This is a genomic window from Lacibacterium aquatile, from assembly GCF_042683105.1.
Classification (GTDB): domain Bacteria; phylum Pseudomonadota; class Alphaproteobacteria; order Elsterales; family Elsteraceae; genus Lacibacterium; species Lacibacterium aquatile.
Genome location: NZ_JBHUIP010000012.1, coordinates 597,776 through 611,683, shown reverse-complemented (window position 1 = coordinate 611,683; position 13,908 = coordinate 597,776). Strand labels below are relative to the sequence as shown.

The following is a 13,908-nucleotide window of genomic DNA, read 5'->3' as shown; positions in this document are numbered from 1 at the left end:
CTCCCATGAGCGAACGCCTTACCACCGCCCATCGCCTCGTCGTCAAGATCGGGTCGGCCCTGCTGGTCGATACCTCTACCGGCGAGTTGCGGCGACCGTGGCTGGAGGCGCTGGCCGAAGACGTCGCCCATCTGCGGGGGCTGGGGATCGAGGTGGTGATCGTCACCTCCGGTTCGATCGCCTTGGGACGTGGTTCGCTGGGGTTGCTGGGGCGCCCGCTGCGGCTTGAGGAAAAGCAGGCAGCCGCCGCGACAGGTCAGATCCGGCTGGCCCATGCCTATCAGGAAGCTTTGGCCCGCCATGGCTTTACGGTCGCCCAGGTTCTGCTGACACTGGAGGATACCGAGGCGCGCCGCCGTCACCTCAATGGCCGCGCCACCATGAATGCCCTGCTGGCCCTGGGGGCGATCCCGGTCATCAACGAGAATGACACCATCGCGACCTCCGAGATCCGCTTTGGCGACAACGACCGTCTGGCGGCCCGCGTCGCGCAGATGATTTCGGCGGACACCCTGGTGCTGCTGTCCGATATCGATGGCCTTTATACCGCCGATCCGCGCAAGGACCCGGACGCCCGGCATCTGCCCGAAGTGCGCGGCCTGACGCCGGAAATCCTGTCGATGGCGGGTGAAGCGCCGCCGGGATATTCCTCGGGCGGGATGGTCACGAAGCTCGAAGCCGGGCGCGTCGCGCTCTCGGCCGGATGCCGGATGGTGATTGCGTCGGGCAAGGTCGATCATCCGCTGAAATCCCTGCTGGCCGGTGGCCGCTGTACCTGGTTCCTGCCGGAAAATGCCGAACCGCTGACGGCCCGCAAGCGCTGGATCGCGGCTTCCGTGAAGCCTGTAGGCACCTTGACCGTCGATGCCGGTGCCGCAACGGCGCTTACCCAGGGCAAGAGCCTGCTGCCCGCCGGTGTCAAACAGGTCGATGGCCGGTTCGAGCGCGGCGACCTGGTGCTGGTGGTTGGCCCGGAAGGGCGGGCGCTGGCCCGTGGCCTCGTCTGTTACAACGCGGAAGACGCCAAGCGCTTGGCGGGTCGCAAGACCAGCGAGATCGAGGCGCTGCTCGGCTATCGCGGCCGGGACGAGATGATCCATCGCGACGATCTGGTGATGGAGGCCCAGGCCTCCGTCGAGGCGGAGAAGACGGCATGAGCGCGCAGCTGCAGGATGATCTGAACAAGCAGATGGCGGCTCTCGGCCAACGCGCGCGCGCGGCCAGCCAGGAACTGATTGCTTCCACGCCCGATCAGCGTCGCGTGGCTATTGCCGCGATGGCCGCCGAAATCCGCAAGGATGCCGATGCGATCCTGGCTGCCAATGCCAAGGATCTGGCTGCCGCCGGCGACCTCGGCGCCGCCATGCGCGACCGGCTGGTGCTGGATGCCAAGCGGATCGAGGCCATTGCCGCCAGCCTGGACGAGATCGCTGCCATGCCGGACCCGCTGGGCGAGGTGATGGAAAGCTGGGAGCGTCCGAACGGACTGACGTTCCAGAAGGTCCGGGTGCCGCTGGGCGTCATCGGAATCATCTATGAAAGCCGCCCCAATGTAACGGCGGATGCGGGCGCGCTCTGCGTCAAATCCGGCAATGCCGCCGTGCTGCGCGGCGGGTCGGAAAGCTTCCATTCATCGGGCGCCCTGCTGGCTGCCCTGCGCCGGGGACTCGCTTCAGCGGGCCTGCCGGAGGATGCGATCCAGTCCCTGCCGACGACCGACCGCGCCGCTGTCGGCATCATGCTGGGCATGGTCGATGATATCGACGTCATCATTCCGCGTGGCGGCAAGGGCTTGATCGCCCGCGTGTCCGCCGAAAGCCGCATTCCGGTGATCAAGCATCTGGACGGCAACTGCCACACCTACGTCCAATCCAGCGCCGATCTGGCGAAGGCTCGCGCGGTGATCCTGAATGCCAAACTGCGCCGCACCGGCGTCTGCGGAGCGACCGAAAGCCTGCTGTTCGACCGCGCCGCCGTCGGCTCACACGCGCTGCTGATCCTGCGCGACCTGCTGGATGCGGGGTGCGAGGTGCGCGCTGATGCCACCCTGCAGGCGCTCGATACCCGCATCCGCCCGGCGGATGAGGCGGATTGGGGGACGGAGTATCTCGACAAGATCGTCTCGGCCAAGGTGGTCGATGGGGTCGATGCTGCCATCGCGCATGTGAATCTCTACGGCTCGCACCACACCGACGCGATCCTGACCGAGGATAAGGCGGCCGCCGCCGCCTTTACGGCCAAGGTCGATAGTGCCATCGTCGTCGTCAATGCCTCGACCCAGTTTGCCGATGGCGGCGAGTTCGGGTTCGGTGCCGAGATCGGCATCTCCACCGGCAAGCTGCACGCGCGTGGCCCGGTGGGCGCCCAGCATCTGACCAGCCACAAATATGTGCTGACGGGCGACGGAACGGTTCGGGGATAGTCAGTCCTCGTAGATATTCGGAAACACCAGAAACGGCACTTTCCCCTCGGTTCTGAGGGTCTGCAGGGTGCGAAGTTCCATCTCGATGGCATCTAGCATCTGTGGCGCCTTAAGCACTCGTTCGCGCGAACCCGGGACGATGGCAGCCGCGTAATTCAGCCGTTTTGTGTTGTCCTGCCATTTACCATCATCTGGTCGATTGTCGGGCCCGCAGACAAATCGCCAGACCGCGCGCGCTTCTTCCGCTTGAGGGGTAGCCCCCGCAGCCTCAAGGGCGGTTAACACTCGACGATAGGGCGTTTCCCCGGGGCGAGCTTCCAGATAAGGCGCGATGCTGCCGTAACCAAAAACCAGGGTTGCGAACTCTCCTCCACAGAAGGATGCTCCTTGCGCCGGCGCTGCGGCAGCCAGTGCCCAGGCGTGTACCTTCATGCGTGGGCGCCCCCCTAGGGGAAAGAGATCCAGGGGTTCATTGATTTTTGCCCGCACCTCGGGGTAGCGCAGATAGACCTCCAGGACTTCAATGAGTCCCATGGAAATAGCATTCGTAAGGGGGGATCCAATATCTCCCGACTTGATCTCGGTGATTTCCGAAATTCTGCCGGTCTCGTCGAGATAGGCTGCTGTCTTGTCGGCGAACCCAGTGATTATCGCGACCGCCTCACCGGAGGTGCTCTCCCAGTTCCCCGCGTTGATGGCTTTGCTCATTAGGCGTTCGAAGGAGCCTTTATCCTCGAACAGGGTTTTCAGCGACCTTTTGTCGGCGGGCTGCTGGGCCAAAGCCGGGAGAGTGAGCAGCGCCAGAATGGCGCCCGTAAGAAGTCGCTTCATGGCGCGGGATGCCCAAGTTTTCGATAGGTTTCCATCTCCGCCAGGATCGCGGGCAGCACATCCGGGGCGTCGGCGATGCGAAGGCGGGCGGCGTGGGCGGTTTCGTCGGTGATATTATAAAACGGATCACTCGCACAGAGCCGGGACCAGATAGTACTGGCTTCCTGGGGTTTCGGGGCTGCGCCTGCCGCTTCCAGCTTCTGACGGATCCTGGGGAAAGGAGAATTGGCGGGGTCGGTACCGAAATAGGCGCCTAGAACCTCTATGCTCGCCGATTGTGCCTGCTTGTTCCCGCAGAGTTTGCTGCTATGGGGAAAGGCGAGGCTGGCCATCGTCCAGATTGAGGGGCCGTGGATTGTTGGGTTGTTGAGGCTTGCCTGCACCTCGGGATAGGCTAGAAGCACCTCGACGATTTCCTCCAGCCCCATCACGGACATGGCATAGACCATATTGTTGGCGTTCTTGGCGAGATCGGCCTTATTGGCGGGGTCGTCCAGGAAAGCCCTCACCTTGACGGCGCCGTCTTTCAGCGTGGCCCGGATCTTCGTGCGCTGCTCCTCGGTCAGATTTGCTTCGCCGCGATAATTTCGCTCCGCTTCCGATAAGGGGCGGTCGTCAATCAGCTTGGCGAAGGGGCCAAGTTCGCCGAAAGCTTTGGAGAAAGCGGGGGGCGCAAGGAGGGTAACGACAAAGGCTGCAACAAGACCAAAACGCATGGCGGTATCTGTCTTTCCGGTGGATGTCCGGCGACGATACTCTCCCAATAGTGGCGTATCAAAGGCCGAAAGACACCCCGGTCAGTTACCCGCCGTGCCGCTCCATTTCCTTCAGGATCGCAGGCAGAATATCGGCTGCCTTGCCGATGCGGTCCCGGGCGGCGCTCAGCTTCTCGTTGGTCATATAATCGGTGCAACTATTGGCCCAGACTGCGTTCGCTTCCTCGACCTGTGGTGTGGCTCCGGCGGCCTCCAGCATGCGGCGGATCTTCGGGAAGGGGGACGCGTCGGGCTTGGTGCCGTGATAGGCCCCGACGAAGCGGTTTATCTTGTCGTGCAGCGCCTCATTGCCACAGAAGGCGCCACTGTGAGGCAGGGCAAGGCTGGCGGTGGCCCAGAGGCTGATGCCGTTGGCGGTCGGGCCGTTGAGGCTGGCCTTTACCTCCGGATAGGCGAGGAGAACGGCGACGATCTCATCAAACCCCAGCATGACCATGGCGTAGAGAAGATTGCTGGCATTCTGCCCCCGCTCGTCCTTGTTGGCGGGGTTATCTAGAAAATTCTTGATCGCGGCTGCATTCGTCTTGAGTGCGGCCCGGATGGGCGACCGTTCCTCCTCGCTCAGGTTCAGTTCACCCACATAAATCGTCTGCATCGCCATGATCGCCCGGTCATCGAAGACTGCCCCCAGCCTCCCCAGATCGTCAAACGCCCCCTGGGCAAACGCTGGAGAGCATACAAAGCCGATCAGAAAGCCGAAGAGGTGGCGGAAACCCATGACGAACGCACCTGCAGGATTGGGATCGGAATGAGGATACGCTGCCCCAAGAGCTCTGGCCAAGCCTAAGGCCGGATCCATCCGTGCGAGCGGGCGAGGGTTTCCAGTTCGGCCAGGATGGCGGCTTGGATATCGGGCGCATCGGCCACCCGCTGGCGCACACCGGGGCTGCTTTCGCGAGGGCCGTAGGTTCCGTTGAATTGGCTGGGGTCGCAGTTCCTAAGCCAAGCATCGCGCGCCTGTTCCGGCTGAGGGGTCGCTCCGGCCTCTTCGAGCAGGCGGCGCACCTTGCGATAGGGAGATCTCTCAGCGTCGAAGCCGAGGTAGCCGAAAAACGCCAGGGTGCCGCCCATCATATGGCCGTCGCCGCAGACCATCCAGGCCTGGGCCGGTAGCAGGATGGCGACGATCCAGGGCGTCTCGAGATGCCGGTTAGGTTTGTTCACATCGGCTCGGAACTTGGGATAGGCGAGCAAGGCTTCCACAAAATCGGGAAACCCCATCAAGATGGCGACGGTCAGAGGGTCGGCTTCCGCCGACTGATCCCGCAGGGTTGCGCGGTTTTTGGGATCTTCGAGATACTTGCGAAAATCGATGGCAGCATCCCGCACCGCTGTCCGGGATGTCTCAATAAATGCGGTGGAGTAGGGCGGAATACCCCGGTTGCCATATTGCTCAGCAAGCCCCTTCAGCTGCTTTTCGAGCGGTCTAAGAACCTCCAGCATATCAGCGGTCGGCGGTCGGTCCGCCGCGACTGCAGCCAGTGGCCAAACCAGGAGAAGAAGTCGGAGCCAGCGCATTGTTCAGTACCTCGGCTTGGGCAGGCCTTGCGGCGTCATCTGGGATTGGATCTCGGCCAGGATGGCGTCCAGAATATCCGGGGCATTGGCCACACGGTCGCGGGCGCCGGGGATATATTCTTTGGGGCCCATCTTTTCTAGGCCAGATAGATCCCAAGAAGCGGCGGCGGGGTTGCAGCGGTTGAGCCAAAGGGCTCTGGCTTCTTCCGGCTGAGGGATAGCCCCTGCCTGCTCCAGCATTTGCCGGATAGCCTTATAGGGCGAATCATCGGGAGCGATGCCGAAGTAGCCCTGCCATTTCTCGAAGTAGGCATCGAAATGGGGATCGCCGCAGACCCGGCTGGATTGACCGGCAGCGAAGGTGGCCCAGGTCCAGAGATGAGGGGAATCGGGCAGGGCTTCATTGACCGTGACGCGCACCTGGGGATATCGCAGTAGAAGCTCGACGACATCGGACAGCCCGAACATCACGGCATAGCGCAGCAGATTGAAGTTCTTTTCGATGACGAGATGCCGGCTGGGATCGCCGTCATTCTCCAACAGAATCGCGATCTTGATCGCTGCCTGCTCGACCAACTTCCGCGACGCATAGACGTCTTTTGAGGTGATATAGCGTTCCGCCGGATCATAGCTGGGTAACTCTCCCATTCTGCGATCCAGGTGCAGCAGAATTTTTCCGACCGGAGTTTCGACCCTCGCCAACGTCACAGCCGGTGCCATCAGAGCGATCATGAGCGCGAGTATCGACGAGATGCGGCCCATGGAAACCTCAAGCGGGGCAGAAGCGGATAGCGCTCTTGTGACCCGCATAAGTGGCAAAAACAAGACGCGTCTGCATCCGGTTTTCCTGCTGCGCTACCTTGCCGCGCTCTCCGCTTCATGCCATGACGGTTCGATGAAGCGTAAACGGCGCATCGGCCTGCTCGGCGGCTCGTTCAATCCGGCCCATGACGGGCATCGGCATATCAGTCTGGAGGCGCTGAAGCGTCTGGATCTGGACGAGATCTGGTGGCTGGTCAGCCCGCAGAACCCCCTGAAACAGGTCAAGGGCATGGCGCCGCTGGCCGAACGGGTAGCCTATGCGCGCGAGATCGCCCTGCATCCGCGTCTGAAAGTGACCGATATCGAGGTCCGCCTGGGCACCCGCTACACCGCCGATACTTTGGAAAAGCTGGTCCGCCAGTATCCAAAGATCGATTTCTGCTGGCTGATGGGGGCCGATAATCTGGCGGGATTTCACAGATGGCAGCGATGGCATAGCATAGCTGCGTGCGTGCCGATTGCGGTTCTTGCGCGCGAGCCTTATTCTGCCGATGCGCGGGTCGCTGTTGCGGCCCGGCGGTTGTGGCGCTATCGCTTGCCAGCGCAAGCAGCTCGCAGTCTGGTCGGAACCAAACTCCCCGGTTGGGTTTTTCTCCCCATCCGACGGCATCCGGCCTCGGCGAGTCACCTGCGGGCCACCGGCCGCTCTCTCTTGCATAAGTGATCGAGGATATTTGATGACCGACCCCGTTACCCCTTCTGTTGAGCATATGCTCGACGTTGCCCGCCAATCGTTGGAGGACGACAAGGGCGAAGGCATCGTCACGATCCCGCTGATCGGCAAGAGCAGCATCGCCGACTATATGTTGATCGCCTCCGGCCGCTCGTCGCGCCAGGTGGCCTCCATGGCTGAAAAGCTGGCCTTCAAGCTGAAGGAAGCTGGCGCCCAGGGCATCACCCTCGAAGGCATGCAGACGGCCGACTGGGTGCTGATCGACGCCAAGGACATCATCGTCCATGTCTTCCGCCCGGAAGTGCGTAGCTTCTACAATCTCGAAAAGATGTGGGGCATCGATCTGCCGCCCGAACTGCGGACCGCCATCGAAGAGTCGGGCGCGTTCGACGACGATATGCTGGACGATAGCGAAGGCCCGATCGAGACTGCCGATGACGATCTCGACGATGAGGATCGCGCCATGCTGGCCCGCGTCGAGAGCGAAGAGCGCGCGAAGCGTAAGTAACTCCCATGCGCCGGACATTGATCGCGGTCGGTAAATGCCGTGATGCCTCGGTCAAGGCGCTGTTCGACGAGTATGCCGGACGCCTCAGCCCGCGTCTGGCGCTGATCGAGGTCGAAGACAAGAAAAAGCCGCCCCCGCCTGATCTGAAACTGCGCGAGGGGCGGCTTATTCTTGACGCCATTCCTACGGGCGCCACGCTGATTGCTTTGGACGAGAAGGGCAAAAGCCTGGACAGCCCCGCGTTCGCCGCCCGCATCGGCAAATGGCAGGACAGCGGCGTGCAGGACCTTGTCTTCTGTATCGGTGGGGCGGATGGGTTGGATGATGCGGTCCGGCAGCGGGCCGATTTTCTTTTGTCTCTCGGCGCCCTGACTTGGCCACATATGCTCGTCAGGGTTTTGATCGCGGAACAGCTCTACCGGGCGGAAACCATCCTTAGCGGCCACCCCTATCATCGGGTCTAGCATGCGCTCCTTGGCAAGCAGATGTTGGAAATCGCGGTATCAGACGGTCGGGCTGGCACTCGCGCTGGGTCTACCGTTCTCCGCCGGAGCGCTTGATCTCAATCAGGCGATGCCGCTGCCGGATCCGGTGACGGAAGCCGCCTCGCCCACCGCGGCCCAAACGCCACCCACTCAAACGCCGCCAGCCTCCACTCCCGGACAGGCCCGTGGGACCGCGCCGACGGGTCAGATTCTGAGCCCGCCGCCGCCACCGGTTGCTTTCCCTGCTCCCGCTCCTGTCCCCCCGCCGACGCCCGTTGTCGTGGCTCCTCCTCCTGCTGCGGCCCCGCCGCCTGCTCCGGGGGCGCCACCGCGCGCGGATGCACTGGCCCGGATGCAGGCGATGCTAGGGCGGGCGTTTTCGGATGTGGAGCGTAAGGCGGTGATTGATGCGGGACGTGCCGAGACATCAGAGCTTCGGATCGTGCATTCGGATTATGCCGACCGGACGGCGGCGCTGACCCATGTCTATCGCGGTCGGGTGATCGAGCTGCTGCCGCCACTCAATCAGTTTGCCGAGGCAGCGGCCATAGACTTGAAGCCTGTCATCGAGCGCGAGCGCGGCATGCCGATGACAAAGGACGAGCAGCAGGGGATGCTCAATCTCGACGCTTCCCGACGCCAGTCCGCTCTGGCCATCCGGCAGCGTTATGTGGCAGCCATTGCTGGGCGCACGGGTCTTTCGCCCCAGCAGGTGAATGACGCCCTGAACGGCCGCTAGGCGGTTGCTGCTTTGGACGCGCCGAGGCGCTGCCAGATGCGCTCATGGAAGAAGAAAACCACCGTATTCACGGCCGGTTCGATCAGTGCCACGCCGGTGGCGATCATCACGGATCCGGTCAGAAGATAGGTGACGGTGAAGCCGACTGCGAAATGCAGGGCGGCGAAGGTGCCGGTTTTGATCAGATCGCGTGCCATCAGCGTCGCTCCAATTTAGAATAAATCTAAATTGCGACTCTTCGCCAAATTATGCAAGGGGTATTTGCGACTGATTCTCAGATCTTGGATTTTGGCCAGCGGTTATGGATCCACAGCCATTGGGCGGGATTCTCGCGGATCCAGGCTTCGAGCAGGCGATTGATCTCGCTCATCAGGGCCAGACTATCGGCGTTCTTGTTGCCACTGGCGGGTAGCACGAGGGGTTCCAGAACGTCGAGGCGGAAGTTCGCTCCTTGCAGGCGAACCGGGTGAACCGGCACCAGCGGGCATTTGAAGCGCAAGGCCAACTGTGCGGCGGCGGGTGCGGTCATGGCGTCGGTGCCGAAGAAGGGCACGGCCATGCCGTCATTCATCTTCTGGTCGATCAGCAGACCCAGATGCTGGCCTGCCAGCATCGCCTTCAGGATCTCCCGCGCGCCCTCACTGCCCTTGGGCACAAGACGCCCGCCCGCCGGTTCCCGCAACTTGAGAACGATGCGGTCGACAAACGGGTTATTGGGGCGGCGGTAGACGCCGGTCAGTTCGACCCCCTGCTGGGCCGCGACGATGGGCAGAAGCTCCCAATTCGCCAGATGCCCGGAAAAGCAGATGCCGGTCATCCCGTCTTCGCGCAGGCGGGCGACGATATCGGTGCCGGTAACCTCCACCCGTTCCGCTGCAATCTGGGCCAGATGGGGATATTCCCCAAATGTCCGGCCCAGATTATCCCAGAGATCCCTGATGGTCGCATTGCGTTCGGCCGCCCCCATCTCGGGCATGAAGCGGGCAAGATTGCGCCGGGCGATACGATCGGCGGAGGTCAGCGGCCCCACCTTGCGTGCGATCCAGCCCCCGAAGGCTGAAGCGGCATCCAGCGTCAGCATCTTGAAGATGCCCAGCAGGACGAGGACGACGCCCGCTTCAATCAGATGTCGCAGGCGTTTCATAGGACGCGTTCCAGCAGGGACATCAGGGAATCCGGATGGCTCCAGTCAAGATCCACCGTCAGGACCGCGACCTCGGATTTCCAGTCGGCCCGCAGCCTCACATAGTCCTTGGCTGTGGTCACCAGCCTGGCTCCATGGGTCTTGGCAAGGGCCTGAAGCTTCCGCCAGTCTGCGTCGTCATAGGGGTGATGATCGTCGAAGGGAATGGTGTCGACCATATTGGCTGTCATCGACCGCAGGCTGTCGAAGAATTTCCCCGGCCTGCCGATCCCGGCGAAAGCAACAATGGGGCCCGACAGATCGATGGGGCGGGGGACAAGGCGCGCCCGCAGCACTGGCCGTACGGCCTCAAGGCGGCTCAAAAGCCCCAACCTGTCTTCGCCGATTAGGATGACGGCGTCCGCCCGTGCCAGACCGTCGCGAGGGTTTTCGCGCAAGGGACCGGCGGGTATCACCAGCCCGTTGCCAAAACCGCTGCCGCCATCGACCACGACGAAAGACAGATGCTTCTTCAGTCCCGGATTCTGAAAGCCATCATCCATCAGCAGACAATCGGCACAGTCGGCCACGGCCAGGCGGGCGCTGGCGGCACGGTCAGGATCGACATAGGTCGGGGCGATCTCGGCCAGCAGCAGGGGCTCGTCGCCGACATCGGTATTGGAATGCTGCGCCGGATCGACCCGAACGCCGCTGAGGCAGCCTTTGTAGCCGCGCGACAAGATCGCGGGGCGGCGGCCTGCATTTGTCAGCCGCTTAGCCAGATCCAGGACCACCGGGGTCTTGCCCTGGCCGCCGACTGTCAGGTTGCCAATACAGATCACCGGTACGCCTGGATCGAAAGCCGTGGCATGGCGGTGGCGTCGGCGGGCGAGGGCGGATACCAGCAGCCCGAATGGCTCCAGCAGGTCGGACTGCCATCCCCTGGTTTGCCAGAAGGCGGGCGCCCTCATGTAGCCTGGGCCTCAGCCTTCTGCAGGCGGGCGTAAAGTCCGCCCTGGGCCATCAGGCTGGCGTGGGTCCCCTGTTCGGCCACCTGCCCATCCTGCAGCACATAGATCAGATCGGCGTCCATGATGGTCGAAAGGCGATGGGCGATCACCAGAGTGGTGCGGCCGCGCATCAGATCGCTCAAGGCCGACTGCACCAGCCGTTCGGATTCGGTGTCGAGCGCGCTGGTCGCTTCGTCCAACAGCAGGATCGGCGCATTCTTCAGCATCGCACGGGCGATGGCGATGCGCTGGCGCTGGCCGCCTGAAAGCTTGTCGCCCATCTCTCCGACCGGCGTGTCATAGCCCTGGGGCAGCCGTTCGATGAACTCATGTGCTGCGGCCCGCTTGGCTGCCAAGATGATCTCTTCCAGCGACGCGGAGGGACGGCCATAGGCGATGTTGGCCCGCACGGTATCGTCGAAGAGGCTGACTTCCTGGCTGACCAGTCCGATGTTGGCCCGCAGGGAGTCTATGGCGACGGTGCGGATGTCTTGGCCGTCGATGGTGATGGTGCCGCTGGCGACGTCGAAGAAGCGCGGGATCAGATTAAGCGCCGTCGTCTTACCCGAACCGCTGGCGCCTACCAGGGCAACTTTACTGCCGGGGGCGATGGTCAACGAGAAATCGGCCAGCGCCGGTCGGGGCTGGGTCGCATATTGGAAGGTCACATCCTGGAAGCGGATCTCGCCTGCCGACACGCGCAATTCGGACGCACCTGGATGGGAAGTGATGCGCGCCTGTTCGTCCAGCAGGGCAAAAACACGGTCCGCCGCCGCCATGCCTTCCTGCAGGATGACATTGAGATTGGCGAGGCGCTTGGCGGGTTCATAGGCCAGGAGTACGGCGGTGATGAAAGAGAAGAAACTGCCAGGAGTTCGAGTGCCCTCCACGACCTGAGCACCGCCATAGACGATGACGGTCACGATGGCGAGGCCACCCATCATCTCCATAATCGGCGACGCAATCGACCGCACCCGCCCGGCGCGCGCGATCAGCGACCGCAACCTGTCGATCAGCTTATCGGCACGCTGGGCCTCATACTCTTCCATGGCATAGGCTTTGACGTGTCGTACGCCCTGAAAGACCTGCTCCAGCATAGTCATGAACTGGCCCGTTTCGGCCTGGGTATTGCCGGAAACTTTGCGCATTCGCCGGGCCAGGCGGCCAATCGGATAGAAGGCGCTGGGGAAGACCACAAGAGCGATCAGCGACAGCCAGGGGTCCTGGTGCACCATGACCCCGATCAGGAAAATCAGGCTCAGGATATCCTTGCCAAATCCGGTCAGAGACGAGGCCACTGCATAGCGCAGCAATGCGATGTCCGTTGTAAAGCGCGCGATCAAGGTGCCGGTCGGATGGGCCTGAAAAAAAGCCAGATCCGCTTTCATGAGATGGCGGAATAGCTCTTTCTGAATATCTCCGATGATCTTTTGGCCAGTCGTATTGATCAGCACCGCTTCGCCATAAGCCGAAAGCGCTTTTGCTACAAAGGTGACGAAGACCGCAATGCCGATGGGGTAAAGCAGGGTGGCGTTGCGCTGCACGAAGACTTCATCGAGAACCGGCTGAATAAGCTTCGCCAGGGCAGCCGTCGCTCCTGCCCCGATCAGCATCATGAAGATCGCCGCCGCGAAGCGGCCCCAATAGGGGCGCACATAGGTGCGCAGCAGCCGCTTCATCAGATGCGCGGTGGCAAGCTGCCGTGTCGGCGGAACATGGGGAGGCGGGACTTTCGACATTTGGCGGGTTATATACCGTTGGACGGGTTAGCAAAACACCATAAACCCCAATATGGGAGGCCCAGAAAGGGCGCCATGAAAGTTCTTTTCGTTTCCAGCGGTCTCGATCCGCGCACCGGCGGGACTGCTTCAGCCGCTGTTTCGGTTTGTCTTGCTGCCCGCCGTGTCGGCATCCAGTGCGATATCGCTTTCCCGATGCAGCCGGGGACCGAGGATCTGATCGGTGGTTTTGTGGCCGATCTCGCCCGCGCCGATGTAGGCATTCACCGCTTTCCTTTTGCTGAAGGCAGTCGGGCTGTGCGCTGGGGTGTGTCCCACGATCTCGGGCGCTGGCTGCGGGCCAATGTAGGGGATTATGACCTCATCGTCGCCCATTCGATGTGGGTGCTATCGACGATCCAGGCAATTCGGGCGGCCAAGAAAGTGGGTCGCCCCATCGTCGCGATGCCGCATGAAGGGCTGACTCGCTTCGATATGGGCAACGCCAGCTCCAAACTGCTCGGATATGCCAAGAAGGCCCTGCGCGGCTATTACCTGCGCAACCTCGATCGCATTATTCTATCGTCCGATCTGGAGCGCCGCGAAAGTCTGCTGTCGGACAATCCGAAGGCCGTTGTTGTCCGGCATCCCGTCTTCGATGAAGTCTCGCATGAGTTGATAAAGCGTCTTGTCGGCCCTGATCCCGAATGGTCGCCTTTGACTGTGGGATATATTGGCCGCCTGCATCCAAAGAAGAATATCGGACTGCTGATCGATGCCCTAGACATGTCGCCGGGCGTCCAGCTGGTGATAGCTGGGGCCGGCGGAATCGAGGAAGAACTGAAGGAACGGGCCGACCGTCGCCGGGTTACGGACCGGGTGCGCTGGGCGGGATTTGTCCAGGCCAGCGATCGGGAGAGCTTCTTCCGGTCTGTCGATATTATTGCCATGCCGTCGGTCTTTGAGTGTTTTGGTCTGGTTGCCGCAGAAGCTTTGGCGGCTGGTACGCCGGTTCTACTTTCCCCGACTGTCGGCGTTGCCGAGGATATCGAGGCGGCGGGGGCCGGTCTGATCGTGCCGCCGCGCCCGGACGCTCTGGCTGCAGCCTTCCGACGGTTGCATGAAGATCGTGGAGAGCTGGCGCGTTACGCCGGTCGTACCCAGGAAACGGCATTGCGCTTTTATTCTTTTGCAGCCCATGGGCAAGCATTGCGGAAGGTATTTGAGGAGCTTTTAATTCCGGCCGATCCGCGGTGATATTTCCGTGACAGCCTTGATCTTGG

At 62.2% G+C, this 13,908-nt stretch carries 16 protein-coding genes; 7 read left to right on the top strand and 9 right to left on the bottom strand.

Annotated features, from left to right (window positions below):
- Window positions 1–5: 5 nt before the first annotated feature.
- Complete coding sequence (gene proB / locus ACFSM5_RS14495) at window positions 6–1,157, top strand: glutamate 5-kinase (protein WP_379877148.1); 1,152 nt, start codon at window positions 6–8, stop codon at window positions 1,155–1,157.
- Window positions 1,154–2,422 (top strand): glutamate-5-semialdehyde dehydrogenase, encoded by a 1,269-nt coding sequence (locus ACFSM5_RS14490; protein ID WP_379877147.1) that lies wholly within the window; start codon window positions 1,154–1,156, stop codon window positions 2,420–2,422. Before proB ends, ACFSM5_RS14490 begins: the two co-directional genes overlap by 4 nt.
- On the opposite strand, the gene ACFSM5_RS14485 is transcribed toward ACFSM5_RS14490, so the two are convergent.
- From ACFSM5_RS14485 to ACFSM5_RS14465, 5 genes are all read right to left on the bottom strand, one after another.
- On the bottom strand, window positions 2,423–3,253 hold the full coding sequence (locus ACFSM5_RS14485; protein ID WP_379877146.1) for a hypothetical protein: 831 nt from the start codon (window positions 3,251–3,253) through the stop codon (window positions 2,423–2,425). It lies immediately after the preceding gene.
- A complete protein-coding gene (locus ACFSM5_RS14480) occupies window positions 3,250–3,969 on the bottom strand; it encodes a hypothetical protein (RefSeq protein WP_379877145.1) in 720 nt (239 codons plus the stop codon). Before ACFSM5_RS14480 ends, ACFSM5_RS14485 begins: the two co-directional genes overlap by 4 nt.
- 85 nt (window positions 3,970–4,054) lie before the next feature.
- Window positions 4,055–4,747 (bottom strand): hypothetical protein, encoded by a 693-nt coding sequence (locus ACFSM5_RS14475; protein WP_379877144.1) that lies wholly within the window; start codon window positions 4,745–4,747, stop codon window positions 4,055–4,057.
- Between the two features lie 65 nt (window positions 4,748–4,812).
- Window positions 4,813–5,547, bottom strand: a complete 735-nt coding sequence (locus ACFSM5_RS14470) for a hypothetical protein (protein ID WP_379877143.1) — start codon at window positions 5,545–5,547, stop codon at window positions 4,813–4,815.
- A 3-nt stretch (window positions 5,548–5,550) separates the two neighbouring features.
- Entirely contained in the window at window positions 5,551–6,279 is a 729-nt protein-coding gene (locus ACFSM5_RS14465; RefSeq protein ID WP_379877142.1) for a hypothetical protein, read from the bottom strand.
- On the opposite strand from ACFSM5_RS14465, the gene ACFSM5_RS14460 reads away from it, so the two are divergent.
- The 4 genes from ACFSM5_RS14460 to ACFSM5_RS14445 are packed head-to-tail and all read left to right on the top strand — an operon-like array spanning window position 6,278 to window position 8,774.
- Entirely contained in the window at window positions 6,278–7,033 is a 756-nt protein-coding gene (locus tag ACFSM5_RS14460; RefSeq protein WP_379877141.1) for a nicotinate-nucleotide adenylyltransferase, read from the top strand. The genes ACFSM5_RS14465 and ACFSM5_RS14460 overlap by 2 nt on opposite strands.
- 13 nt (window positions 7,034–7,046) lie before the next feature.
- Window positions 7,047–7,550: a ribosome silencing factor gene (gene rsfS / locus ACFSM5_RS14455; protein ID WP_379877140.1), complete on the top strand. Its 504-nt coding sequence runs from the start codon at window positions 7,047–7,049 to the stop codon at window positions 7,548–7,550.
- Window positions 7,551–7,555: 5 nt separating this feature from the next.
- On the top strand, window positions 7,556–8,014 hold the full coding sequence (gene rlmH / locus ACFSM5_RS14450) for a 23S rRNA (pseudouridine(1915)-N(3))-methyltransferase RlmH (protein ID WP_379877139.1): 459 nt from the start codon (window positions 7,556–7,558) through the stop codon (window positions 8,012–8,014).
- A gap of 10 nt (window positions 8,015–8,024) precedes the next feature.
- Window positions 8,025–8,774, top strand: a complete 750-nt coding sequence (locus tag ACFSM5_RS14445) for a hypothetical protein (RefSeq protein WP_379877138.1) — start codon at window positions 8,025–8,027, stop codon at window positions 8,772–8,774.
- On the opposite strand, the gene ACFSM5_RS14440 is transcribed toward ACFSM5_RS14445, so the two are convergent.
- The 4 genes from ACFSM5_RS14440 to ACFSM5_RS14425 all read right to left on the bottom strand — a co-directional run bounded on the left by ACFSM5_RS14440 (window position 8,771) and on the right by ACFSM5_RS14425 (window position 12,646).
- The gene (locus tag ACFSM5_RS14440) at window positions 8,771–8,971 is read right to left on the bottom strand and encodes a DUF2061 domain-containing protein (protein WP_379877137.1); all 201 of its coding nucleotides are present in this window, start codon (window positions 8,969–8,971) and stop codon (window positions 8,771–8,773) included. The two genes, ACFSM5_RS14445 and ACFSM5_RS14440, sit on opposite strands and share 4 nt — an antisense overlap.
- A 77-nt stretch (window positions 8,972–9,048) precedes the next feature.
- Entirely contained in the window at window positions 9,049–9,918 is an 870-nt protein-coding gene (locus ACFSM5_RS14435; protein ID WP_379877136.1) for an LpxL/LpxP family acyltransferase, read from the bottom strand.
- Window positions 9,915–10,868: a tetraacyldisaccharide 4'-kinase gene (lpxK, locus tag ACFSM5_RS14430; protein WP_379877135.1), complete on the bottom strand. Its 954-nt coding sequence runs from the start codon at window positions 10,866–10,868 to the stop codon at window positions 9,915–9,917. Before lpxK ends, ACFSM5_RS14435 begins: the two co-directional genes overlap by 4 nt.
- Window positions 10,865–12,646 (bottom strand): ABC transporter ATP-binding protein, encoded by a 1,782-nt coding sequence (locus ACFSM5_RS14425; protein WP_379877134.1) that lies wholly within the window; start codon window positions 12,644–12,646, stop codon window positions 10,865–10,867. Before ACFSM5_RS14425 ends, lpxK begins: the two co-directional genes overlap by 4 nt.
- Window positions 12,647–12,721: 75 nt before the next feature.
- Between ACFSM5_RS14425 and ACFSM5_RS14420 the strand changes: the two genes are divergently transcribed.
- The gene (locus ACFSM5_RS14420; RefSeq protein WP_379877133.1) at window positions 12,722–13,882 is read left to right on the top strand and encodes a glycosyltransferase family 4 protein; all 1,161 of its coding nucleotides are present in this window, start codon (window positions 12,722–12,724) and stop codon (window positions 13,880–13,882) included.
- Window positions 13,883–13,908 lie beyond the last annotated feature (26 nt).